We start from the raw sequence: 25390 nt of genomic DNA on the forward strand, positions 1-25390 counted from the left end.
ATTTCCTGCAGGATTCGGAGGGCCGGCTCCGGCTGTCGTCGGTGCGGATGTCCGTGGGGGGTCGACGCGTTTCGCATCTCCGGTGGACGTTCAGGTTTTCTCCTCTTCGTCGGTCTTCATCTCGATACGTGGTCCGGGGACGTCCCGGACAGGAAGCAGCTGGGTCGTGAGCGATCAGACGTTGTCGCAGGGGGCTGAGGCCTCGGTGATCGAAAGGGTGTTGGAGCAATCGACCCGCACCCTGGAGACCTATCGAATCGACCCCGGCCTGGTGCAGGAGCATGCCAATGGCGAGCTGCGGATCACGCAGGGCGGATACGGCGAGCGCCAGTTGTTCGAGCTCGTACAGAACGGCGCCGACGAGATCGCCAACGAACCCGGCGGTCGGTTGGCCGTGGTGTTGACCGACGAAACGCTCTACTGCGCGAACCAGGGCACCCCGGTGACCCCGGAGGGCGCCGACACGATTCTGCGCATGAGTGTCTCCCGCAAGCGTGGCGGCCAGATCGGCCGATTCGGCGTCGGCGTGAAGTCGGTGTTGTCGGTGACCGACGCACCCCAGTTCTTCAGCACCAGTGGCTGCTTCGGCTTCGACCGGACCTGGTCCGCCGACCGGATAGCAGAGGCTCTCGGACTCCAGCAGCCCCTCGACATGGACACCCCAGTGCTCCGGATGGCCCGTCCGCTCGACCGGGAGGAGGAGCTCGACAAGGACGGCGTCCTGAGGGAGCTCCTGGCCTGGGCGACCACCGTGGTCAAGCTCCCTCTGCTGCCGGGGGCGGCCGAGCGCCTGGGGCACGACATCACCGGGTTCAAGCACCGCGACGGTCGCGAGACCGATGCCTTTCCCCCCGGCTTCCAGATCTTCTCCTCCCATGTCGGCGAGGTGCTGCTGGAGGACCGGCGACGGCTTCCGATCCAGCGTCGCAAGCTGACGGTGCAGGTCTCCGGTGAGCGACGGGTGATCCGCGAGGTCGGCACCGGGATCAAGGAGGCGGTGAGCGAATGGAGCGTCTTCACGGTCGCTCACGAGCCCACCGCGGACGCCCGTGGCAGCGCCGGCGAGCTGCACGACCGCAGCGTCATCGACGTCTCGTGGGCGGTTCCCGCCTATGTCGAGAAGGACGGGCTGCTGACGGTGCCGCTGGGGCGCGGCCAGTTCTGGTCCTACTTCCCCACCAAGTACCCGGTCTCCGTCACCGGTTACCTGAACGCCGCGTGGAAGACCAACGAGGACCGGCAGAACCTCCTCGACGGAAGCGCCTTCAACCGCGAGCTGCTCCAGGTCGCGGCCCGCTTGGTCGTCACCTCCCTGCCCAGGCTGTCCCGCAAGGAGGACCCCGCCGCCTTCCTGCCGCTCCTGCCCGGCCGCACCAAGGAGGCGGTGAACTGGGCGGAGGAGTACCTCATCCGCCACGTCTGGGACGCGGCCGCGCAGCTGCCGTCCCTGCCGGACCAGGACGGCGTGCTCCGGGTCCCGCGTGACCTGCACATCCACCCCGGGAAGCTGCAGCCGGAGTGGCTGCGTATCTGGGCCGAGTACCCCGGGCGCCCGCGCGACTGGGTGCACCCGTCGGTCGAGGCCAATGCGCTGCGCCACGGCAAGATGGAGCACATTCTGCTGGCCGCCAGGAAGTCGCCGGAGGACGTCCGCGCCTGGCTGGAGGCCCTGGTCTCGGACGGTACCGCCGAGTCGTCCTGTCACGCGATCCGCATCCTGGCGGCGATGGTGGAGCACAACGGGGACAAGGAGACGCTGGAGGCCGCACGCAGCGCGCGCATCGTGCTGACCGACGCCCACGGGATGGTGGCGCCGATCGCGGGCAAGGTGTTCCACCGCGCCGGTGCCGACGAGCTCCGCGACGACATGGTCTACGTGCACACGGACATCGCCGAGCGGACAGAGATGCAGCGCCACCTGCACACCATCGGCATCCGTATCGCCGATGCCCACGGCCGCTTCCAGGGCGTGCTCGACCAAGGCTTCGACGGCTACACCCCGGAACTGTGGACCCAGTTCTGGATGCTGCTGCGCAGCGCCGGCGGCAACGCCCAGGTGGACCGTATCCGCGGGCGCTACCCGGACGCCCGTACCGTGCTTCACGTCCGTACGGTCGACGGACACTTCCGACCCATGGCCGCGTGCCTGCTACCCGGCGCCGTTGTGCCCCGGGACGGGAGTAGGGACGCCTCGATCGCCGTGGACACGGACTTCCACGGTGCGGACCTCGCGATCTTCCGCGACCTCGGCCTGGTCGATCGACCGGTCGCGACCCAGGACCCGAAGCGTCAGGCCTGGTTCGAGGAGTACCGGCAGGCCGTGCACGACCAGTATTTGCGCCGGCTCGCCGCGGATGCCCCGCGGACCAACATCAACCGGCTCGTCGTGGAGGGAGCGGCTCCGGCGGGACCCTTGGACCTGTTGCCCCGGCTCTCGGAGGAGGGGCGTGCCGCGTTCGTCGCCGCGATTCCGGACGTCGGCGTCGTGGAGAGCTGGACCCGCGCCTACGGTGCCGCCGCCAACGGCCGCACGGTCGTAATGTCCCCGCTGCGGTGGATGCTCAACAAGTACGGCCTGGTGCGCACCTCGTTGGGACTGACCTCGGTGAGCGAGGCCGTCGGCCCGCAGCTCAAGGAGTATGCGCAGGTGCTGCCCGTCGTCACCGACATCTCCGAGTCGAAGGCCCTGAGGCTGCGCATGCCCGCCACCCCGGAAGAGGTGCCGACGAACCGCTGGCGTGCTCTGCTGGACCGGGTGCTGGTCAGCGAGGACGACGCGTTCATCGGCCGTGCCTACGCCCTGATGCTGCGCGTCGGCATGGACTTTCCCGAGGGCGTCCTGACCCGCTGCCGCGTGGGTGGGGTCTGGGACGTGCGCCCCGACACGGAGATCGTGGTGGCGACCTCAGCGGCGGACTTCGCGGAGCTCGTCCGCGAACAGCTTCCCGCGTTGCTGGTTGCGGACAAGGCCGACGCCGCGACCGCGGCCCAGATGATCGAGCAGTGGGGGATGCTCAAGGTCGAGGACGTCATCAGCAAGCAGGTCCGCAGGGCCGGGACGACCCATCCGTCGTTGCTCGTCGACGAGTTCCCGCCGCTGCGTCAGCGGCTCGGCAAGTTGGTGGAGAACCGGAAGGTCCAGCGCTGCGCCGAGCTGGAGCACGAGATCCGCACACCGCGCGGCGTGGAGCTGAAGCCGTTGTCCTCGGCCCGCAGCGGATCGACCCTGTTGGTGCTCGACACGCTCTCCCCGCTCGAGGTCCTGGAGGCCGCCGACCGGGAGTTCGGCTGGCAGATCGGTCGTCAGGGCTGCAAGAGCGTACTGGACCTCCAGACGCGGCAGGAACAGGACCGGGAGACCCGCGCCCGACTGCGCAGGATCGCCGAGGCCGAGAGTGTCATCGACAAGATTGCCCTGCTGATCGGCGACGAGGAACTGCGCACCGAGTTGCCCCCGGGGCTCCTGGACAGTGAGGTCGCCGAGCGCGGCGGTGAGCAGCCGGACGCCCGTCGGATCGCCGAGTTGGCCTTCAACTCCCACGGCGAGGAGATTCTGCGGATCCACAGCCGGGACCTGGCGCTAGCGTTCCCCGGCAATGCGCCGAGCAGTTTCAACGGCGACGCCAAGGCACTGAAGTTCGTCACCGATCTCGGGCTCCCCGACTCGTTCGCCGGTTCCCGGGTGCCGCCGCTGGAGGCGCGCATCCAGGTGGAGGGTCCGTCCGAGTTCCCCGCTCTGCACGAGTACCAGGAACAACTGGCACAGGCGCTCCAGCGGCTGCTGGACAACCCGGTGCCGCAACGCGGCATGCTGTCCATCCCGACCGGCGCCGGGAAGACACGCGTCACCTCCGAGGCCGTGATCCGGTGGATCCGGAATCGTGGCGAGCAGTCCCTCCCCGGACCGGTGCTGTGGATCGCGGAGAGCGAGGAACTGTGTGAACAAGCCGTGCAGAGCTGGCGGTTCGTCTGGTCCAAGGTGGGCGCGGAGATGCCGCTCGTCATCAGCCGCCTCTGGTCCTCCAACGCGGCCGCACCGGTGACGGGTGAGCCGCACCTGGTCGTCGCCACCGACGCCAAGCTGCAGAGCGTGCTCGGGGACGAGGACTACGTTTGGCTGCGGGACGCCGCCCTGGTCATCGTCGACGAGGCGCATCGGGCCACCTCGCCCCGCTACGGCGAGATCTTCGAGCACCTGGGCGTCAACCCGCCGGATCTGCGTCGTCACCTGGTGGGCCTGACAGCCACTCCCTACCGCAACGACGAGGACCTGACCCGGCGTCTGGTGCGCCGTTTCGGCACCCGCCTCGACCTCGACGTCTTCGCCGGAGACCAGAACGAGGCCATCCGACAGCTGCAGGAGCTCGGCGTCCTGGCTCGGGTCAGGCACCGCGAGCTTCTCGGGGCGGAGATCCGGCTGAGTTCCGACGAGGTCTCCAGCTCCGAGAGGTTCGGCGTGCTGCCGAAGCGGGCCGAGCAACGGCTCGCCGAGGACCAGGACCGCAACCAGCGCATCATCGAGGAGATCGAGAATCTCCCCGCGGATTGGCCGATCCTCGTCTTTGCCACCTCGGTCGCCCATGCCAAGTTCCTGGCCGCCAAGCTGAACGGCCGCCAGATCCGCGCTGCGGCGATCGACTCGGCCACGCCGGTGTCCGAGCGCCGCAAGCGCATCGAGGAGTTCCGCAAGGGACGTATCCAGGTGCTCACCAACTACGGCGTTCTCGCCCAGGGCTTCGACGCCCCCGCCACCCGTGCGGTCGTTGTCGCCCGCCCCACGTACAGCCCGAACGTCTACCAGCAGATGATCGGCCGTGGTCTGCGTGGACCGAAGAACAACGGCACTTCGACCTGTCTGATCCTCAACGTGCGCGACAACGTCGTCAACTACGAGGGCGAGCTGGCGTTCACCAAGTTCGACTACCTGTGGAACGAGGGCAAGTGAGCGAGCCCCAACATGCGATCACCCCCGCACAGCAGGCCGTAGTCGATCAGCCGTGGGATGCACGCACCCTGGTCACGGCGGGCGCCGGGGCCGGTAAGACGCACACCCTGGTCCGCCGCCTGGAAGCACTGGTCGAACGGGAGGAGCTGGAGGCGCACGAGATCCTTGTCCTCAGCTTCTCCCGGGCCGCGGTGCGCGAGTTGCGTGAGCGGATCGACAGCCATGCCGATGCCGCCCGTCGAGTGCGTGCCCAGACCTTCGACTCCTGGGCGGCCACCCTGCTGCGCCGGGCGTACCCGGACCACGACTGGTCGGGAACCACCTTCGACCGGCGCATCGAGGTCGCCACCGCGGCGATCGAGGAGGGCGCGGTCGAGGCGGGCGAGTTCGGGGCCCCCGCTCACGTCCTGATCGACGAGGTCCAGGACCTCGTCGGAGTACGGCGCGAGATGGTCGAGGTTCTCCTCGACCGCTTCCAGGCACAGAGCGGCTTCACCGTGGTCGGGGACGGCGCCCAGGCCGTCTACGGCTTCCAGGTCACGGACCCTGACCGGCGGGCGGAGGAGACGAACTACTTCTTCGACTGGATACGAGGCTCCTTCGCCGAGGACCTGGTCGAGATCCACCTCGGTGACAACTTTCGGGCCCGTACCGAGCAGGCCCGGGTCGCCCTTCCGTACGGCCCGCGGCTCCAGCAGCTGGCCGCCGAGCGGGAACCGGCCGAGGCGCAGGCCGAGCAGATCCACCGTGAACTGCGACTCCTGCTCGAAGAGGCACCCCACTTCGGGACACTGGACGACCCGTTCGTCCTGGACTCGCTCCGGTATTTCGACGGACCGACCGCGATCCTGTGCCGGGACAACGGGCAGGCGCTCTCCATCAGCCAGACCCTGTTCGAAGCCGGCGTGGACCACCGACTCCAGCGCTCCGTCCGCGACCGGCCCGCCCCCGCCTGGATCGCCGGGTTGCTTGCCGCCACTGATGCGGCCGACCTCTCCGAGGCCCGTTTCGCCGAGCTGGTCGCCGGTCTCGACGGCCGACCGGCCCTGGAACCGACGGTCCTCCTGAGGGCGGTACGCCGGGTCACCGGCAACCGGCGCGGTCGGGTCGAGCTCGCCGCACTGCGCCGGGCCGTGGCGGAGGGGCGACTCCCGGACGAGCTCACCGCGGCCGACCCGGCATCCTTGGTCATCTCGACGGTGCACCGCGCCAAGGGCCTTGAGTTCGACCGTGTCCTGGTTGTGGAGCCCGTGCAACTGAGACGGCCGAAGGACGTGGCCAAGAAGAAGATCGACTACGATCCGGCTGCGGAGGCCCGACTGCTCTACGTCGCCATGACCCGGCCTCGTGACGACCTCTACCGGCTGGACCGTCCCAACACCTGGCTGGTTCGCAAGGACAGGCGTCTGGACCGTTGGTACATCGGAGGCGGCCGATCGTGGGCCCGCAACGGCATCGAGGCACTCGGCCTCGACGTCTGCCACGAACACCCCCCGGGCGTGCGTAACGTTGCCGCCGACCCTGTCGAGGTCCAGAGGCAACTCGCCCACGAGGTGCACGCCGGCGACGCCGTCGAGCTTTCCCTGCTCCACCGTCTTCCCGAGGGCGAGGACCAGACGCCGCCGTACGTGATCCTCCATGACGGTCGCCCCGTCGGTGAGGTGTCGGAGGCGTTCCGTCGCGCCCTGCACCTCATGCTCGGCCGCGGTGGCAGCTGGTCCGAGTACAACGTTCCCGGTCGGATCACCGACCTCTACATCGACTGCGTCGAAACCGTCGCAGGCAGCGACATCGCGACCGAGCGAGCCGGTCTCGGCAGTTCCGGCGCCTGGCTCGCGCCCCGTCTCTGCGGCCTCGGCCGCTTCGACTGGACCGATCCGTCCGAAGACCCGAACTCGGAGCGACTTCCCTCATGAGCCCCTCCATCCACGACTACTACGCCGTGCGCGACCGCCTGGGTGCCGCCCTCCGTCTGGACCTGCTCGGTCCGGTCGGTGGCGAGGAGGAGATCCTCAAGGACGATGCGCCGGTGACGATGTATCCGGTCGGCGTTCTGTTCCCTCAGGAGACTCCCGAGGCCGCCCGAGGCAACCGGGACGGCCACGAGGCCGACGGGGACGACTCGCCGGCCCTCGTCCGCGGCGGCGACGGTGAGGAGGACGTCGTCGAGCGCGGTGTCTCGCTCGCCAACATACGGCGGCCCTCGTCCATGGGGCTCACCTTCGCCGTGGACCCGACGGTGGCGGAGCGGATCGTGCTGCACGCCACGGCAGCCGTCTACCGCCCCGAGGACGCCGAGGGCAACCCCGTCGCGGCTGCGCGCATCGAGGCCCGGAGTACTGCGGAACAGCGCGAGCGCTGGCGTCGGGTCCCGCTCGACCTGGCCGACGTCGAGGTGGATGTGACGACGCCGACCACGGTCCGGCAGTCACTCGCCGAGGGGCTGGAACTCCGGGTTCTGGTACGCCCCCGGGGCGAGCACGGCACCGTGACCGTCACCGCCACGCTGATCAACATCCTCTCGGTGGGCGTCCGTGAGCTGAAGGATGCCTTCTGCTACTACCAGCCCACGATCCGGGTCCGGGCGCTCGTGCCCGGAGCCGAGCCCTTCGTCGAGCGGCGCAACTCCTCCGGCAGTCACGACCGTGAGTTGATGCTGAGTCGGTTGCTCCATCGGCACGCTCCGGGATTCGCGATCGGCCACGGTTGCGCGGCGGTCTGGGACTGGACACCTCCGCCGATCGGGGCCACGACCGCCGGACGGGCCGCCGTCGCCGAGGTCCGGACGGAGTTCGTGCCCACCCATGAGGTACTCCTGACCGACTCGAACCGCGCCATCGCCGTCGATGCACTGTCCATGCGTGGACTCGGCACCGCCGACCCGAAGACGGTGGTGGCCGGGCTCGGTGCGCTCCTCGACGGCTACCAGGCGTGGATCGACGAACGCAAGGCCGAGGCGGAGACCCTGGCCGGCACCGAGTACGAGGCAGCCGCGCACGAGCAGATCGAGGCGTGCGAAACGGCGCTCACCCGCATGAGCATGGGCGTCGCACTGCTCGCCGAGCCCGCACACGCCCATGTGATGCGGGCGTTCCAGCTCGCCAACCGGGCCATGGCCGAGCAGCGTGCCCGTACCTCATGGGTCAAGGCGGGCAAGCCCGCCGGCGGGCCGGACGAGGGCCAGGAGTACTGGCGCCCCTTCCAGATCTGCTTCCTGCTGCTCTGCCTCCAAGGCATCGTGGAGGACGAGCACCCCGATCGGGGAATCGCCGACCTGCTCTGGTTCCCCACCGGTGGCGGCAAGACCGAGGCGTACCTCGGCCTGATCGCCTTCACCACCTTCCTGCGACGTCTCAAGGATCCCGTGCACGGCGGCGGAGTCACCGTGCTGATGCGCTACACGCTGAGACTGCTGACGCTCCAGCAGTTCGAGCGGGCCACCGCGCTGATCTGTGCGATGGAACTGACCCGTTCCCGTCACGAGAAGGAGCTGGGACAGGAGGGCATTTCCATCGGAATGTGGGTGGGGAGGTCCGCCACCCCGAACGACCTGGTGACAGCCGGCGAGAAGCTGGCCGCCCTGCGTGCCGGCGGCCGGTCGCTCGACAAGGAGAACCCGGTCCAGCTCCAGGCATGTCCCTGGTGCGGCAGTCGGCTCGACGCGTCGAACTACGAGGCCGTACCGGAGCACGCCAGGATGTACGTCCACTGCCCGGACGCGGAGTGTGCGTTCCACCTCGGCGACGGACTGCCCGTGCACCTGGTCGACGGGTCCGTCTATGCCGCGCACCCGACTCTGATCATCGCCACCGTCGACAAGTTCGCGTCCATGCCGTGGCGGGAGCGGACGGCCGCCCTGTTCAACCGTGACCTGGAGGGGACCGAGCCGCCGGCGCTGATCGTCCAGGACGAGCTCCACCTCATCTCCGGCCCGCTCGGGACGCTCACCGGGCTCTACGAGACCGCCGTGGACATCCTGGCGGACCGACCCAAGGTGATCGCGTCCACCGCGACCATCCGACGCGCCGACGAGCAGGGCCTGCACCTCTTCGACCGCGAGGTCCGCCAGTTCCCGCCGGCCGGACTGGACTCCCGCGACTCCTGGTTCGCGGTCGAGGCTCCCCGTGAGGAGAAGGCCACCCGCCGGTACGTCGGTCTGCTGACCGCCAGCACCAGCCAGTCCACCCTGCTGATCCGCACCTACGCGGCACTGCTGCACCAGATCCAGCTCGGCAACGCCGATGACGAGGTCAAGGACGCCTACTGGACCCTCGTCGGTTACTTCAACAGTCTGCGGCTGTTGTCCGCTGCCGAACTCCAGGTCCTCGACGATGTGCAGGACCGCATGGAACAACTCGCCGCCCGCGACGGTGTCGAGAAGCCCCGCCGCCCCGAGGCGGTGACGGAGCTCAGCAGCCGGGCCAGCGCCAGCGACATTCCCAAGCGCCTCAAGGACATCGAACGCAGGCTCCCGGCGCCGGACACCATCGACGTCCTGCTCGCCACGAACATGATCTCCGTCGGCGTAGACATCGACCGCCTCGGGCTGATGGCCGTCATGGGCCAGCCGCAGACCACCGCCGAGTACATCCAGGCGACCAGCCGGGTCGGCCGACGTCATCCGGGCCTGGTCGCAGTCATGCTCAACTCGACACGATCCCGGGACCGTTCACACTACGAGAGCTTCCAACACTTCCACTCCGCGCTCTACCGCGAGGTCGAGTCCACCAGTGTCACGCCTTTCTCGGCACGTGCCCGCGACCGTGGCCTGCACGCCGTCGTCGTCGCTCTGACGCGGCTGATGATCCCGGGGGCGCGCAACAACGCTGCGGCTGCACGCATCGAGGACTTCGTCGACGAGCTCAACGGCGCTGTTCGCGACGCGTTGCTGGAGCGGGTTGCGAGGGTCGCCCCCCGGGAACACGAGGCCACGGCCGCCGCCTTCGACGAGTTCGTCGACTGGTGGCGCGATGCCGCCGCCGACGATCCGAACCTGCTCTACGAGGCCCATGCCAAGAGCGGCAGGACGGCTCTCCTCAGCGCGTTCGACAACGACCTCCCGGAGGATCGCGCGGGCTGGCCCACGCTGTGGAGCCTGCGCGACGTGGACGCCTCCTCGACCTTCTTCCTGGAGAAGCGATGACCCCGCCGCCCCCTCGCAAGCGAGGAGCCGTCCGCCCCGGCCTGCCGAACACCCCTCTGCGCAAGCTCGGAGAGATCCGTCGTGCCCAGGCGATCACCACCTACGGCGTGGGCTCCATGATCGCGGTCGACAACGAGTCCTTCGTGATCGCAGGGCTCGACACCTGGGACGTCAGCCGGACCCGGACCCTCTGGGACCCGCGCCTCACCGCGGTGACGGGCGTCCACGAATTCAAACTGCCGCCTGCCGTCGACCCGGCGGAGGCCCGCGACGGGGTGCGGGCCGCCCGCTTCCCGCAGCTGTACTCGTGCCCGGAGTGCCGCGATCTGCAGTACTACTCGAAGTTCAACCCCCCGAGGAACAAGGCGGTCTGCGGTGCCTGTGAACGGGATCTCGTCCCGTCCCGCTTCGTGGTGGCCTGCGTCAACGGTCACCTCGACGACTTCCCGTACTGGAAGTGGGTCCACCGTTCCTCCTCCTACGGGCCGGGCGAGGCCGGCTCGGTCGGCCCGTGCGGTGGCAAACTGCGACTGCGCGCGGAAGGCTCGACGGCCTCCCTCCGCGGGGTCGTCATCGGGTGCACCTGCGGCGCCAAGGAGGTGTCGATGGAGGGGGCCTTCCGCAGTCGGGCGCTGCGCGACCTCGGCATCCGGTGCACCGGACGTCGGCCCTGGCTCAAGGATGCCCCTGCCGACACGTGCGGCGAGCCGCCGCGAACCCTCCAACGCGGTTCGTCCACCGTGTGGTACCCGGTCGTCCACTCCGCTCTGTCGATCCCACCGTGGAGCGACGGAGTACTCAAGGCCCTCGGCCCCCACTGGAGTCACATTCAGGACGCGGCCGAGGACGACATCCGTACCTACCTGAGGATGGTGAGCTTCGAGGACAGGAACCGGGGGCTGACCGTCGACGATGCCGTCGCCGCCGTGCTGCGGGTGCGGGAGGAGAAGGCGGAGCAACCGGCCGATGAGCAGGCCACGTTGTCGCCGCGCGAGCTCCTCTACCGGGAGGAGTACCGGACCCTCCAGCGTGCGCGTCCGGAGGGCGGGCGGGATGAGGTTCAGGACTTCGTCTGCGAACCGCCCATCGACGACCGGACGCCGGACGGAATCGCACAGGTCATGCTCGTCAAGCGGGTCCGTGAGATCCGGGCGCTGCACTCCTTCACCCGGGTCGAGGAGCCGGCTGTCGGCGACTCTGCGACCAGTGCCCGCCGGGCCGCGCTCGCGATCCGGAAACCGGCCTGGCTGCCTGCCATCGAGGTCAGCGGGGAGGGAGTCTTCGTCCGCCTCGACCCGGAACGGCTCGCCGCCTGGGAACAGCAGTTCCAGCCGGGGGAGCGCGCCGAGCGCGTCCGGCGCAACCACCAGGCGATGCTCCGGGAGCGCCACGCCAACTCGGACCGTCCCGTACCGCAGTCCATGATCTCCCCCCGCTACCTGGCGGTGCACACGCTCGCGCACCTGCTCATCAACGAGTGGAGCCTCGACGGCGGCTATCCGGCTGCGTCCCTGCGCGAGCGCCTGTACATCGGCGACGACATGGCCGGTTTCCTCGTCTACACGGCGACCAGTGACTCCGCAGGAAGTCTCGGCGGCATTGTCGCCCAGGGAGAACCCGAGCGCCTCGCCTCCTCGCTGGAGTCCGCGCTGCTACGGGCCTCCTGGTGCTCGAACGACCCCCTCTGCTCCGAGGCGGCGGCGAGCGGTGCCGACAGCGTCAATCTTGCCGCGTGCCACGCCTGCGTCCTGCTGCCCGAGACCAGCTGCGAGACGAACAACGCCTTCCTCGACAGGGTCGCCCTCGTCGGCACGCCGGACGGGATGGTGCCCGGGCTGTTCTGACCTACCGAGGGGTTCTCGGGCAGGGCCGGACCCCGGCTCTGCGCGGATCCGCCCCACGGTCGGCGGGGTCAGCAGGCGCAGTGCTTCCCGATCGCGGCGCCGAGATCCTCCTTCGGGATGCGCTCGGCGAACTCGAGCACATGGCCCAGGGCCGTCCGCCCGCTCCCGGTCCCGGTCCCGGACGAACGATGCCAGCCGACGCTGCCGGTCGTCCGGGCCGTAGGGACGACTTCGGATCAGCCGACGGCCGAAGGAGTGCCGCCGAGGAGCGCGGTTGCGATCGACCGACCCACGGCTTCCGCGACCGGCGGGGGCAGCGCGTTCCCGACCTGCCGGTAGGCGCGTGTCTTCCGGCCGTAGATCTCCCAGTCCTCCGGGATCGCCTGCAAGATCGCCGCCTGTCGCACGTTCAGCCGGGGAACACCTGTGACCGGGAAGTCCGCCGAGGGGGTGGCGTCGCTCAGGCTGGCGCCCTCGACACCGAGGGCCAGCCAGGCCTTCTTGCTCCCGGTCGGTCCGAGGTCCCCGCCACCGCGATTGTCCGAGCCGCCGACGAGGGCAGGAGCTGGGCGGTTCGCCGCTGCCGCCCAGCGCTCCGCGCCGGGCCAGCCGTTGGCCGCCATAGAGGGCCCGAGCGCCTCGCCCACCGTCGGTGTCGGGTCGGTGCTCGGCTCCGGCCAGACGAAGTCGTGGCTGTAGTCCTCCGCGAGGGCCACCAGGAAGCCGCTCCGCCGGTGCTGCGGCACGCCGAATCCTGCTGCATCCAGAACCTTCCAGGAAGGGCGGTACCCGAGGTTCTCCAGCTCCGCCTCGATCCACGAGCGGTCCTCCGCGTACTCGTCGCTCTGGACCAGCCCCTCCAGGTTCTCCAGCATCAACGCCTTCGGCTTGACAGCCATCAGCACACTGATCGCCGCCCTGAGCAGCGCGCGCTCGTGGTCGTCCCCACCACGGCGTGCGACTGCTGCTGCGGCCTTGATGCGGGGCATTCCACCGCTGATGAGGTCGATGTCCAGGACCTTGCGCAGGTCCGGTTCCTCCTCGTCCAACGGGTCGAAGTTCATCAGATCCCGACAGCGGACATCCCACCCCGGCCGGTTCAGCCTGATCGTCCGGCATGCGAAGTCGCTGTTGTCGATCAACATGACAGGGTCGAACCCGGCCCGCTCCAGGCCGAGCGCCTGTGCGCCCGAGCCGGCGCACAGCTCCAGTGATGTGAACCTGGTCATTGCTCCCCCTGGTGTCGGCCGCGGTCGCACCGGTGCTGCTGATGCACCGGTGCTCCGTGAAGGGTAGGCGTCCGCACTGACAGGTGACGGTGGTGGGCGGTCAGGCGGGATTTCGTCGTACAGCCGCAGTGATCCTCGCCGCGACGTCCGAGGCCGTCTCGTGCTCCCAGAACCGCAGTACGGTCCATCCCTGAGCCGTGAGGTGGTGCGTCGTTTCCTCGTCGCGCTCCATGTTGCGGTCGAGCTTGGCCCGCCACCACTCTGCGTTGGCCTTCGGCTCGGTCGCGTGTTGCGGACAGCCGTGCCAGAAGCAGCCATCCATGAACACCGCGACCTTCGCCCGCGGGAAGCTGATGTCCACCGTCCGGCGGGGCATACCCGGCACGGGCAGGTTGACGCGGTACCGAAGCCCGTTCCGGTGCAGCAGCTTGCGGACCGCGAGCTCGGGTTCCGTGTCCTTCCGCGCCTGGCGACGCATGCGGCTGGCTACTGATGGTGATGACGGAGCGGGGCGCATGACGAGATTCTCCCCGATTGTTTTCGGAGGGGAGCCTGATTCCGGAGGGGGCCGAGGGGCAAGGGTTCGATCCCGTAGATGGGTCAGGGGGTCATTGGTCGAGGTAGGCGAGGGCGGCGAGGACACGGCGGTTGTCGGCGTCGGTGGGGAGGGGGAGAGGGGGAGGGGTGTTGGCGGCGGGGGCGGGTGGAGGGGTCAGCCGATACGGGCGAGGCCCTTGGCGGTCTGGCGGGCGCGGCCGCGGGAGACCAGGAGTGGGTCCCAGTCGGGGTCGCGGGTGGGGAGTTTGGCCGGGTCGCCGAGCACGGTGCCGGCGGCTGCCTCGGCCAGTAGTGGGCGGGCGAGGATCTGTCCGGCGGCGACCATGCCGCTGGTGGCGACCGCGCTCAGGCCGCTGCCGAAGCGGGTGCTCTGGCCGACCACGTAGAGGCCCTCGACGTCGGTGCGCACGTCGGGCCGCTGGCTGACGTTGCCCCAGCGGGCCATGCCGTACGGGGTGCCGCCGCTGCTGCGGGTGTAGCGCTCGTGGCTGAGCGGGGTGGCCGTCTCCAGGTGGGTGATGCGGTCCCGGAAGGGGCCGACCACCTTCTCGGCGGCGGTCACCATCAGCTCGGTGAACTGCCGCTTGCGGGCCTGGTAGGCGGCGTCGCGGCGGTAGGGCTCGCCGTCCACCGGGCCGCCGCGGACGCCCCAGAACTCGTAGCCGGGCGGGCAGAGGCTGAGCAGTTGGAAGTTGGAGTGGCCGGGCGGGCAGACCGCGGCGGCGTGCGGGTCCTTGCGGGAGGCGAAGGAGAACATCAGCTGGGGTATCGAGTCCACCGTGCGGTCGCGTTCCCAGCGCTCGATCATGGCGGCGTGCGCGGCCTCCATGTCGTCGCTGCCGTGCCACCAGAGGTTGGCGTTGGGCAGGCCGGGCAGCTCGGTGTCGAGGGCGATGTACACGGCGACCAGGGCGCCGCGCATGGTGGCCGCGCGGGTCCGGTCGACCAGGGCGGCGGGGAAGGCCCGTTCGCCGCCGCACAGGTCGAGCACGGTGCGGCGGTAGTCGGCGTTGGAGATCACCAGCGGGGCGGAGATCCGGGTGCCGTCGGTGAGTTCGACGCCGGTGGCGCGCCCCTCCTCGATCAGGATGCGGCGCACCTCGCAGCGGGTGCGCAGCTCGCCGCCGTACGCCTCCAGGGCCTCGACGAAGGCGGCCACGAGGACCTGTCCGCCGCCCTCCGGGTAGTAGGCGCCGCGCAGGTAGTGGTCGAGCATGGCGGCGTGCTCGGCGAAGGTGATGCCGTCCGGCATGGTGCCGTAGTTGCCGGCCTGGGCGGCGAGCAGCGTACGGGCCTTGGGCGAGAGACCGCAGTGGTCCAGGGCCTCGGCGAGGGTCCGGGCCCGGCGGGCCCAGCGCATGGTGTCCGGGTACTGGCGGAACAGGTCGACCATGGGGCGGCCGAGCAGGGCCTCCCGGGTGGCTCCGGCCACCGTCTCGGCGAGGTGGACGAAGCGGTCGACGCCCTCGGCCTCCTCGGGCAGCGCCGCGCGCAGCCGGTCCCGGTAGCCCGTCCAGCCGGCCGGCACGTCCAGGGTGGCGGTGGGGGTGATGATCCGGTCGAAGCCCTGCTCGTTGTCCATCGGGCGGAAGGTCACCCGGTCGCGGACGCCGAGTCCGGACAGGATCGCCGGGAAGATGCCGTCCGGCCCGCAGTCGCCGACGTAGTGGGTGCCGACGTCGAACTCGTACTTGCGTCGGCGGCGGAAGACGTGGGCGTTGCCGCCGGCCACGTCGTGCTGTTCGAGGACGAGCACGCTGCGCCCGTCGGCGGCCAGGTAGGCCGCGCCGACCAGCCCGCCGAGGCCGCTGCCGACCACGATCGCGTCGTAGTGGTCTCTGCCGCCCCCGGCCGCCGGACCCTGCACTTCCCGCATTCCCGCCCCACTCGTCGGACCATCAGAACGTGCCGCCGCCGTGGATGTCGAGGACCGACCCGCTGAGGTACGCCGCCCGGTCGGACAGCAGGAAGGAGACCGGATCAGCCACCTCCTCCGGCTTGCCGACCCGCCCCGAGCGCAACGTTCCCCGGCATCCGCTCCAGCGCTGCCCCGGACATCCCGCCGACCAGGTCGGTCGCGATCAGGCCCGGGCGACCACGTTGGCGGCATAGTTGGCGCGCCAGACGCTACCGTAAATCCCGGACATTGACGACAGATTGACGGTCAGTCGGGTGGGGCGATCGGGAAGGTGTCGGGAAGGTGGCGCCCCCGCCGCTACCGGTGCAGGACGGTGCCGCCCCCGATCACCCAGAAGTCGGCCGGGACGGCGCCGCACTTGGTGACCTCGGTGTGCATCGCGGGGTCGGTCCGTTGCCAGCCGACCCGGCGCTCGCCCTGCCCGTCGGCCGGGTAGAAGGTCAGGCCCGCCTCGGGGTGCTGCCCGGGCTGGAAGGGCCGCGGCTCGCCGCCGAGCGGGGTGAGCACCATCCGGGAGATCGGCCCGGTCACCGTGACGGCGCCGGCCCCGTCGACGGTCAGGCAGTCGACGTCGAACTCGGCCCGGATGGTGCCGTCCTTCTCGAACACGTGCTGCACCACGGCGTGGCCCCGGGTGCGGCCGTCGACCGTACGGGCGTCGACCTGGGCGGTCAGCCGCTCGCCCGGGTTGGGGCCCGGACCGTACTCGTTGAGCAGCGTCCAGCCGTGCAGGGCGAGGTGCTGGGCCGGTGCGGCTGCGGGTACGGGTACGGCTGCGACTGCGGCCGCGGCGGTGCCCGTCGTCCCGGCGGCGAGGGCCGTGACGGCGGTGGCGAGCGCGACGGCGGCGGTGAGCTTGCGCATGGTCGATCCTCGGGATTCTCGGCGGAGTTCGGGCGTTCGCCCGACGCCTCCAAACTCCCAGCCCACTGCCGGTCGCCGCCTCCGCCGCGGGGAGGGACCGGCTCCCCCCGCAGGGGGAACCGCCCCTCGTCCGCGCGGTACGGGACGCACCGCCGAACGGGACACATCGCCCCGGTCGCGCCCTTACGAGCCGCGCCGTACGGGCGTCACCGCACGGCCCGGCGTATCGCCTCCAGGGCGAGCGCGGCCGCGGCCAGCGCGGCGCCCAGCCCCGCGATCGCCGCCGGGGCCGGGGCGCGGCCTCCGGAGGCGCCCAGGAAGTCCAGCCCGGAGACGTGGTTGACCATCCCGTACCAGAGCATCGGGTAGACGGTCTGGAACAGCCGGGGTCCACGGCTGAGGCTGCCGCAGAGCAGCGCCAGGGCGGGCACCAGCAGCGCGCCCGCCACGGCTCCCAGTGCCGCCCGGGACTGCCCGGCGGCGGCCAGCCTCAGCGCCGGAACGGCCAGCACCGCCAGCGCCGGGACGACCCCGGCGAGCAGCCCGGCCAGCCCCCGGCGCAGCGGGGACGGGCAGGCGGCGAGCAGCTGATCGGTGCTGCCGCCGTCGGCCCGGTGGCCCATCCGGGCCCAGAGCGGCAGCGGCCAGAGCACCGCGAGCGGCAGCACCGCGTGGTTCGGCCCGTTCGGTGCGACGGCCGCCGCGGTCACCGCGAGCAGGGCCGCCCCGGCCCACCAGAGCCGCTGCCCCCGCACCAGGATCCGCAGCTCGCCGAGCATCGCCTCGAAGCCGATCCGCCCCTGCCGGGGAGCGGCCGTCCGGGCCCGGTCCAGGGCGAACCCGGCCGGTCCGGGCGGGGACACCGCCGCGCCCCCGTCCGGCCCGCCCGCCTTGCCCGGCCCGCCGGGGCCGGTCGCTCCGGTCGGCGCGCTCGCTCCGCCCGGCCGCGCCAGCCGGATGCCCCGCCGGCCCGGCTGGATGCCGCGCCGGGCCGGATCCCCGTCGAAGCGCCGGAACCAGAGCGCCCCGACCAGCGCGATCCCCACCGCCGCGCCGACCAGCAGCACCCCCGTGGCCGCTGGTCCGCCCGCCTCCCCCGGCCCGAGCCCGGGCCAGTCGAAGGTGCCGAGCACCCGGTCGTCCGCCGTCAGGCCCACGCTGAACTCCACTCCGGAGACCGGCCGCCCGGCCGCCGCGAGCGACTCCCGGATCGAGGCGGAGATCCGCCGCATGCCCAGCACGTCCGGCCCGCCGCCGGCCTGCGCGCCCAGCACCATCACCAGCCAGACCGCCGACCAGACCGCCGCCCCCAGCCCGCCGCGCAGCCAGGGCACGGTGTCGAAGAGCACCGCGCACCCGGCCACCGCCGCCAGCAGCGGCAGCGTGATCAGGACGTACGGCAGCAGCAGCCGCACCGCGTCCACCTGGCCTGAGTCGCCCTTGATCAGCTGCACCGCGAGTGCCGTCCCGGCCAGCGCGAGCAGCATCGAGCCGAACAGCAGCAGGTTGCTGACGAACTTGCCCGCCAGGTAGCCCGCCCGGCTCAGCGGGGTGGCGGCGAGCAGCCGGCCGACGCCGCTGAGCTCGTCCCGCCCGATGCCGCCCCGGGCGATCCCGAAGCCGGCCAGTGAGAGCCAGACCGCGCCGCCGAGCGCCGTGACCGTCCCCACGTAGCCGCTGGTGTACCGGCCGTGCAGGTCGGTCACCTGGAACACCTCCCAACGGGAGTCGCCCACCGGCGCGGCGAGCAGCCCGAGCGCGAGCGTGCCGAGCAGCACCACCAGGTAGCCGGGCCGGCGCCGGCGCTCCCGGAAGTCGGCCAGGGCCAGCGCCCCGATGCGCGTCACCACGCGCTCACCGCCTCCGGCTGCCCGGGCACCGCCCGGTCGGCGGTGAGCAGCAGGTACGCGTCCTCCAGCCGGGGCGGTACGGGCTGCGCCCCGGGCGCGGGCGCGTGCCGGGAGAGCACCCGGGCCCGGACGCCCTCCGGGGTGCGGGTGGTGCCGGCGACCGGGAACCGCGAGCGCAGCGCCGGCAGCGCGTCCGCGGCGACCGTCAGCTCCCAGACCGCGCCCTCGGCCCCGCGCAGCAGTTCCTCCGGACTGCCGTGGTGCAGCAGCCGGCCGCCGCCCATCACCGCGATCCGGTCGGCGGTGGCGGCGACGTCCGGGACGATGTGGGTGGACAGCACGACGATCCGGTCGGCGCCGAGCTCGCCGAGCAGGCTGCCGAAGCGCAGCCGCTCCTCCGGGTCGAGCCCGACCGTGGGCTCGTCCACGATCAGCAGCGCCGGGTCGTTGAGCAGCGCCTGGGCGATGCCGACCCGTTGGCGCATCCCGCCGGACATCGCGCCCAGCCGCTGCCCGGCCGCGCCGGTGAGGTTGACCAGGTCGAGGAGCTGCTCGATCCGGGCCGCGGCGGAGCGCCGCCGCAGCCCCTTGGCGGCGGCCAGGTAGGCGAGGAACTCGCGGGCGGTGAGCTGTGGGTAGACGCCGAAGTCCTGCGGCAGGTAGCCGACGGTGCGGCGCAGCGGTCCGGGCCGGCGGGCGATGTCCACCCCCTCCCACAGCACCCGCCCCGAGGTGGGCCGGGTGACCGTGGCCAGGATGCGCATCAGGCTCGACTTGCCGGCGCCGTTGGCGCCGAGCAGGCCGAGCACGCCGGGCCGGAGCGTCAGCGAGAAGGAGTCGACCGCGCGTTTGCCGCCGCGGTACTCCTTGGTGAGGTCGAGGATCTGGAGTTCGGTCACGTCCCGAATGCTTCCGCCCGGGGCCGATCCCGCACATCTGCCGTTCGGCAGATATCCGGTGGCCTCCGGCGCCGGATCGCGCCGGAGAACGCCGGAGAACGCCGGAGGGGTGTGCCGTTCGGCACACCCCTCCGATCATCTGAGGTCGGATCAGATGTCAGTCCTCATCGCCGAAGTCGCCCCCGGGCTCGTCCCCGAGGTCGCCCCCGAAGTCGCCCCCGGCGTCACTCCCGTCCGGGGTGCCGCTGATCGCGTAGCCCTGCCGGCGCGCCTCGTAGCAGGCCACCGTCGCGGCCGCCGAGACGTTCAGCGAGCCGACCCGGCCCAGCTGCGGCACGAACACCACCTGGTCGCAGAGCGCCAGCGCCTCGGGCGTGATCCCGCGGTCCTCGTGCCCCAGCACGAAGGCCACCGCCGGGGTCAGCTCGGCGGCGAACATCGGCACCGCGTCGTCCGCCAGCTCCAGCCCGACCACCTTGAAGCCGTCGGCCTTCGCGGCCGCGACCGCCTCGGCGACGGTCGGGAAGTGCTCCACCTTCAGGTACTTGTCGGTGCCCATCGCGGCCTTCTGCGCGCCGGAGGAGCGCACCGACGGGGTGTCCCCGGTCAGGTACAGCTTCTCGGCGCCCATCGCCGCCCCGGTGCGCACCACCGAACCGACGTTGAACGGCGACTGCAGGTTCTCCAGGATCATCGCGAGCCGGAACTCGTTGCTGCGCCGCCAGGTGCGGTGCAGTCGCTTCAATTCGGTCCCGCGCAGCTGCTTCACGACGTCGTTCCCCGTCCACTCTCGGTGCCCTCGCCCGCTTCCGGGCGGGGCCGCGCTTCCAGAATCCGGAACCCGTTGACCGACGTGACCCGGGAGGTCGGGTAGCCCTGCTCGTTGAGCCACTTCTGCAGCGAGTCCGAGCCCAGGTGCTTCTGCACCACGAGGAACGCCGAGCCGTCCGGGGTCAGCCGGCCGAGCCAGTGGGTCAACAGCCCGCGCAGTTCGGCCTTGCCGATCCGGATCGGCGGGTTGGAGTAGATGGTGGCGAACCGGAGGTCCTCGGGGACCTCGTCCGGCAGCGCGGCCTGGACGTTGCCCAGGCGCAGCGCCTCCGCGTTCAGCCGGACCAGCTCCAGCGCGCGCTCGTTCACGTCCACCGCCCACACCGGGAGCCGCTTGCGGCGGCTCGCCCAGGTCAGCGCGATCGGGCCGTAGCCGCAGCCGACGTCCAGGATCGGGCCGCGGACCCGCGGCTGCGGGGCGTGCTCCAGCAGGACCCGGGTGCCCTGGTCGAGCCGGCCGTGCGAGAACACCCCTGCGTCGGTGGTGAGTTCGAGGGTCAGGTCCGGGAGCGAGACCGTGATCGGCCGGCGCTCGCTGGCGACCTCGGGCGCACTGGAGAAGTAGTGCGAGCCGGACATGGGTTCCCCGTCGTTCGTAAGGGCCGTCGTTGTCAGGCCGTCGTGCGGATGGGCCTCGGGGCCCACCGGGTGGGTGCGGGACGGCCCTGGGTACGGCACCGATCGTACCCCCGGTGGCCTGCGGGGCGTTCCGCGCTGCCCGGCGGGACGGGCTTGCCGGGGCCCCGAACCGGCTCGGGACGGACTGGTCGGAACGGACGGTCGGGACGGCCTCGTCGGAGCGAGGTCAGAGCGCGGTCAGAGCGTGCCGGGTGTCTTGCGGGTGGCGATGTTGATCCGGTTCCAGGCGTTGATCGTGAAGCAGACCGAGATCAGCTGCGCCAGCTCCGCCTCCGCGAAGTGCGCGGCCGCCCGGGCGTACACCGCGTCCGGGACCCCGGTGCCGATCCGGGTGATCTCCTCGGCCAGCGCCAGCGCGGCCCGCTCGCGCTCGCTGTACACCCCGGCCGGGGCCTCCTGCCAGACCGGCAGCAGGTAGATCCGCTCGTCGGTCTCACCGGCCTTGCGGGCGTCCTTGACGTGCATGTCCAGGCAGTAGGCGCAGTTGTTCAGCTGCGAGGTGCGCATCTGCACCAGCTCCACCAGTGCCGGGTCCAGGCCCTCGCGGGCGGCGGCGTCCAGGGCGATCATCGCGCGGAACACCTTGGGGGCGGTGCGGGCGTAGTCGAGGCGGGCGGGGGCGGCGGTGGTCTCGTTCGTGGTCATGACGACGAGCCTAGGAGTGGAATGAACCCCGTCCATGGGTCATTCATGCACTGGTTCCATGGGTCAATCGGGGTTCGGACAACACGCCGGAGCGCCCTCGGCGCGTCGCGTCCGCGCGCCCGGCGGCGGATACTGCGAGTACCGCCATCCGGGCCCTGGGAGCCTCCCGACAGTGAGGACGGACGCCATGCCGCAGAATCACGAGGACTACCTGATCGACGAGGCTGCCGAGACCGTCGAGCCCGACGACGAAGCGACCGACAGCGACGAGTACGACGAGGTCGCCGAGCGCCGTGCCGTCGGCGCGGACCCGGCCACCGACCTCGCGGACGCCGCCGAGCAGAGCCGGGTCGTCCAGCTCGACGAGGACGAGTACCGGGAGTAGCGGCAGCGCCTACCAGCCCCCACCGGCGCGCACGAGCCCCTGCCGGCGCCTACGAGCCTCTACCAGCGCGTACGAGCACCTAGCAGCGCGTACGAGCGCGCACAAGCCCCTACCAGCCCCGACGAGCGCCTACAGCGCCTTGCGCCGCTGCAACCAGGTCATCGCCGCCCAGCCCGGCAGCACCGGCAGGATCAGCGTCAGCAGCCGGAACAGCGCCACCGCCGCCAGCGCCCCGCCCTCCTCCATCGACGCGGTCTGCTGGAGCCCCAGGAGCAGCGCCCCGTCCACCGCGCCGACCCCACCAGGGGTCGGCGCGGCGTTGCCCGCCGCGTTGCCCACCAGGAACACCACCGCCACCGCGGCGAAGGACGGTGCCCGGCCGATCGCGAGGGCGCAGCAGTACAGGCAGGTGATCAGGCAGAGCGACACCAGCAGCTGCCCGGCCACCCCCACCGCCAGTCGGCCCGGGTTGCGCAGCAGGTCCAGCAGCCGCGGCAGCACCTCGGCCGTCAACGGCCGCAGGCGCGCCGCCAGCCACCGCCGGGCGGGCGGGATCGACCAGACCACCACCAGCAGCACGGTCGCCACCACCAGCCCGCAGACCACGGCCGGCAGCGCCGCCAGCTCCGAACCGCCCGGCTGCGCGTCCACCAGGTAGACGAAGGCCCCCAGCTGCAGCAGGTGCAGCACCAGCCCGATCAACTGACCCACCCCGACGCTGGACAGCGCCTGCGCGGTGGGGATGTCCGCCCGCTGCAACAGCCGGGTGTTCAGCGCGATCCCGCCGACGCCCCCGGGCGACACCAGCTTCACGAACGCCCCGGCCACCTGCGCCAGCACCACGTTGCGGAAGTTCAGCCGTTCCGGCACGAACCCGACGAACCCCATCGCCGCCGCCACGTGGCTCAGCCCCGCCGCCAGCACCGCCAGCGCCAGCCACCACGGATCGGCATCGGTCAGCGCCGCGACCGGATTGTCCTCCACCGCGAAGAACTGCGGGATCAGCAGCACCCCGGCCACCACCCCGCCCGCCACGGCGAACAGGGTCCGCGGCCGCAACCGCTCCAGCCGCACCGGCCGCCCCACCACCTCCGGCCGCCCGCGTGACACCTCCGCCCGGATCTCCTCCAGCAACCCGCCGACCGCCCCGGCCTGGACACCGGCTCCGGCCACAGCCCCAGCCTCCGCCCCCGGCGTACCGCCGTCCGGGCGGCGCTTGAGCGCCTGGCGGGTCGAGCGGGCCAGGGCGATCGGTTGCAGGAGGGGCAGTGCGGCGCCCAGGGCGTCGCGGCCCAGGACGGTGGTGGCGGTGCGGACGGCGCGGGCGGCGCCGGCCCGGAGGGCGAGGGTGGTGAGCAGCTGGACGACGTCGCAGCGCAGGACGAGCTCGCTGGCCGCGATGTCGCCGTCGGCGAAGTCGACCAGGTGGACCGCGCCGCCGCCGTCGACCAGCAGCGAGGACGGGACGAGCGCGCGGTGGGCGATCTCGCGGCGCTGGAGCAGGGCGAGCTGGCCCCAGGCGTCGGTGAGGAGCCCGTCGGTGATCTCCTCGTCGTCGAGCTGGTCGAGGGTGCGTCCGGCCAGGTGCTCGTACGCGATCAGGGCGGTGTCGTGGCCGAGGCCCGCCGTGGCGGCGATCCGGCGGGTGCGGACGCCGGCGGCGAGGGCGGCGTAGGTGACCAGGGCCTCGTGCTCCAGCCCGGTGCGCGGTGAGCGCAGGGCGCGCGGGTGCGGGGCGGTGCGCAGGCGCAGGCGGCGCCAGGCGCGCTGGACGGCGGCGGCGGTGACGGCCTGCCGGTCGAGCAGTTGGACGTCGAGTTCGGGCCGGTCGTCGGCCTGCCGGACCTGATAGCGGTCCGGTCCGGCGGGCAGGGCCTCGACCGGCCGCAGTCCGCTGTCGCGCAGGGCGCGCAGCACTTCGCCGGGCCGGGGCCGCGGGTCCGGGGTGCCGACGGCGTACAGGGTGCCGTGGGCGCCGGTCCAGCCGATGAGCAGCCCGAGCAGCAGGGCGGTGGGGGTGGCGTAGCCGCCGGCCAGTCCGGCGAGGCCGGAGAGCGTGAGGACGGCCCAGGGCAGGCGGCGCTCCCGGCTGGCGGAGGCGGTCATGAAGGCGAGGACGGGCGCCAGGTAGCCGTAGACGGGTTCGGTGTGCGCGAGCGCGTCGGCGGGCAGCCGCTGGGTGAGGGCGGTGAGCAGGGAGGCCGGGGCGAGGTCGTCGGCCCACAGGCCGAGGGCGAGGGTGGCGCCGTACGCGATGACGGCGGCGAGCAGCCCGTCGGAGACCTGTTGGAGGGCGCGCCGCCGGTCGGGGCCGAGCAGGCGGCGGACGGCGAGGCCGACGGGCAGCAGCAGGACGGCGGCGGTGGTGAGTCCGCCGGCCAGGTTCGCCAGCGGCCTGGGCACCAGCGCGGCGGCCTCGGCGACGTCGGCGGCGATGCCGCCGGTGGTGGCGCGGGCGTAGTCGGCGAGCAGCAGGGTGAGCGCGATCGTGATCAGGCCGGTGAGCAGCCGGATCAGGGCGACGGGCTGTCGGACCCGCCCGGCCTCGGACAGCGGGCGGGCCCGTTGTCGCGGGCCTCCCGGTCGGCCGGGTGCGGCCCCGTCGGCATGCCGCTGCCCGGGTATCTCCCCGTCGCCGTCCGGTTGCCCGGCCGGGGTGGTGGTGCCGCCCCCGCCGGTGTCGCCGTTCGTTCTCCCCGTCACGATCGCCACGGGTGGCATGCTCCCATGCCACCCGTGGACCGGGGGCGGGCGGCGGCGCCCCCGTCACGCCTGCCGGGTCGGCAGCACCACCTGGTGGCGCAGGTTGACGTGCCGGGGCCGGCTGGCGGTGTAGGCGATGAGGTCCGCGATGTCGTCCGCGCCGAGCGTCGGGATCGCGGCGAACATGCCGCCGAGCTGTTCGCGCAGCGCCGGGTTGTCGATGTGCCCGCGGAGTTCGGTGTCGGTGAGGCCGGGCTCGACGGCGCTGACCCGGACGTCGCGCGGGCCGAACTCGGTGCGCAGGGCGGTGGAGAGCTGGGTGAGCGCGGCCTTGGTGGCGCAGTACACCGCGTAGTCGGGGAAGGAGACGTGCGAGGCGATGGAGGAGACGTTGACCAGGTCGGCGGTGCGGCCGTCGTCGGCGGCGGCGGTGAGGTCGGCGGTGAAGGCGCGGACGATCCGCAGGGCGCCGGTGAGGTTGGTGTCGATCATCCGGGTCCATTCGTCGATCCGTCCGTCGGCGAGCGGGTTGGCCAGCATCACCCCGGCGTTGTTGATCACCAGGTCGACCGGGCCGTAGGCGTCGTGGACGGCCTTCGCGGCGGCGTCGACCGAGGCCTGGTCGGTGATGTCGGCGGTGACGGCGAGGGCTTGCCCGCCGGTCGCGGCGATCTCGGCGGCGAGCGCGTCGATCAGCCCGGTGCGGCGGGCGAGCAGGGCGACCCGGGTGCCGTTCGCGGCGAGCAGCCGGGCGGTGGCGGCGCCGATGCCGCTGGCGGCTCCGGTGACGACGGCGGTGCGGGTGGCGAGGGCGGGGTAGCTCATCGGGGACTCCTGGAGGGGCCGGTGCTGGCTGACGTCGACCACTCTGCGGCGCCGCCGCGCGCCTACCCAGGGCCACGTTCTTCCCGGGTGGGGGCTTCCCGGGTGGGGGCTT

Annotated in this window: 17 protein-coding genes; 5 read left to right on the forward strand and 12 right to left on the reverse strand. The window is 71.9% G+C overall.

Features of this window, described 5'->3' with window-relative positions:
* The first annotated feature begins 166 nt into the window (after window positions 1–166).
* From ACIQWA_RS31590 to drmB, 4 genes are read left to right on the forward strand one after another with little or no spacing between them, the layout of a single operon-like run.
* A complete protein-coding gene (locus ACIQWA_RS31590; protein ID WP_402488109.1) occupies window positions 167–4945 on the forward strand; it encodes a DEAD/DEAH box helicase in 4779 nt (1592 codons plus the stop codon).
* Window positions 4942–6861, forward strand: coding sequence for a UvrD-helicase domain-containing protein (locus ACIQWA_RS31595; protein ID WP_402488111.1), 1920 nt, complete (start codon window positions 4942–4944; stop codon window positions 6859–6861). The genes ACIQWA_RS31590 and ACIQWA_RS31595 overlap by 4 nt, the downstream gene beginning before the upstream one ends.
* On the forward strand, window positions 6858–10088 hold the full coding sequence (locus tag ACIQWA_RS31600) for a helicase-related protein (protein ID WP_402488113.1): 3231 nt from the start codon (window positions 6858–6860) through the stop codon (window positions 10086–10088). The genes ACIQWA_RS31595 and ACIQWA_RS31600 overlap by 4 nt, the downstream gene beginning before the upstream one ends.
* Entirely contained in the window at window positions 10085–11932 is a 1848-nt protein-coding gene (gene drmB / locus ACIQWA_RS31605) for a DrmB family protein (RefSeq protein ID WP_402488115.1), read from the forward strand. Before ACIQWA_RS31600 ends, drmB begins: the two co-directional genes overlap by 4 nt.
* Window positions 11933–12168: 236 nt before the next feature.
* Here drmB and ACIQWA_RS31610 read toward each other — a convergent pair whose 3' ends face one another.
* From ACIQWA_RS31610 to ACIQWA_RS31655, 10 genes are all read right to left on the reverse strand, one after another.
* The gene (locus ACIQWA_RS31610) at window positions 12169–13161 is read right to left on the reverse strand and encodes a DNA cytosine methyltransferase (RefSeq protein WP_402488117.1); all 993 of its coding nucleotides are present in this window, start codon (window positions 13159–13161) and stop codon (window positions 12169–12171) included.
* 100 nt (window positions 13162–13261) lie between these two features.
* Entirely contained in the window at window positions 13262–13639 is a 378-nt protein-coding gene (locus ACIQWA_RS31615) for a very short patch repair endonuclease (protein WP_402488119.1), read from the reverse strand.
* Between the two features lie 234 nt (window positions 13640–13873).
* Window positions 13874–15595, reverse strand: coding sequence for a phytoene desaturase family protein (locus ACIQWA_RS31620; RefSeq protein WP_402488121.1), 1722 nt, complete (start codon window positions 15593–15595; stop codon window positions 13874–13876).
* 22 nt (window positions 15596–15617) lie between these two features.
* On the reverse strand, window positions 15618–15740 hold the full coding sequence (locus tag ACIQWA_RS31625) for an SDR family oxidoreductase (protein WP_402488123.1): 123 nt from the start codon (window positions 15738–15740) through the stop codon (window positions 15618–15620).
* Between the two features lie 194 nt (window positions 15741–15934).
* Window positions 15935–16501, reverse strand: coding sequence for a hypothetical protein (locus tag ACIQWA_RS31630; RefSeq protein WP_402488125.1), 567 nt, complete (start codon window positions 16499–16501; stop codon window positions 15935–15937).
* A gap of 206 nt (window positions 16502–16707) precedes the next feature.
* Window positions 16708–18351 (reverse strand): hypothetical protein, encoded by a 1644-nt coding sequence (locus ACIQWA_RS31635; RefSeq protein ID WP_402488126.1) that lies wholly within the window; start codon window positions 18349–18351, stop codon window positions 16708–16710.
* Complete coding sequence (locus tag ACIQWA_RS31640; RefSeq protein WP_402488273.1) at window positions 18345–19259, reverse strand: ATP-binding cassette domain-containing protein; 915 nt, start codon at window positions 19257–19259, stop codon at window positions 18345–18347. The genes ACIQWA_RS31635 and ACIQWA_RS31640 overlap by 7 nt, the downstream gene beginning before the upstream one ends.
* Window positions 19260–19407: 148 nt before the next feature.
* Window positions 19408–20019 (reverse strand): TrmH family RNA methyltransferase, encoded by a 612-nt coding sequence (locus ACIQWA_RS31645; RefSeq protein WP_402488128.1) that lies wholly within the window; start codon window positions 20017–20019, stop codon window positions 19408–19410.
* Window positions 20016–20660 (reverse strand): methyltransferase, encoded by a 645-nt coding sequence (locus ACIQWA_RS31650; RefSeq protein WP_360226516.1) that lies wholly within the window; start codon window positions 20658–20660, stop codon window positions 20016–20018. The genes ACIQWA_RS31645 and ACIQWA_RS31650 overlap by 4 nt, the downstream gene beginning before the upstream one ends.
* 237 nt (window positions 20661–20897) lie before the next feature.
* Window positions 20898–21365: a carboxymuconolactone decarboxylase family protein gene (locus tag ACIQWA_RS31655; protein WP_402488130.1), complete on the reverse strand. Its 468-nt coding sequence runs from the start codon at window positions 21363–21365 to the stop codon at window positions 20898–20900.
* A gap of 187 nt (window positions 21366–21552) precedes the next feature.
* Here ACIQWA_RS31655 and ACIQWA_RS31660 point away from each other — a divergent pair, with 187 nt between their 5' ends.
* Entirely contained in the window at window positions 21553–21750 is a 198-nt protein-coding gene (locus tag ACIQWA_RS31660; RefSeq protein ID WP_360226510.1) for a hypothetical protein, read from the forward strand.
* Window positions 21751–21879: 129 nt separating this feature from the next.
* Here ACIQWA_RS31660 and ACIQWA_RS31665 read toward each other — a convergent pair whose 3' ends face one another.
* Window positions 21880–24462, reverse strand: a complete 2583-nt coding sequence (locus ACIQWA_RS31665) for a YbhN family protein (protein ID WP_402488134.1) — start codon at window positions 24460–24462, stop codon at window positions 21880–21882.
* Window positions 24463–24516: 54 nt separating this feature from the next.
* On the reverse strand, window positions 24517–25278 hold the full coding sequence (locus ACIQWA_RS31670; protein ID WP_402488135.1) for an SDR family oxidoreductase: 762 nt from the start codon (window positions 25276–25278) through the stop codon (window positions 24517–24519).
* Window positions 25279–25390: the final 112 nt, after the last annotated feature.

Source organism: Kitasatospora sp. NPDC098652 (genome assembly GCF_044760155.1).
Lineage (GTDB): Bacteria > Actinomycetota > Actinomycetes > Streptomycetales > Streptomycetaceae > Kitasatospora.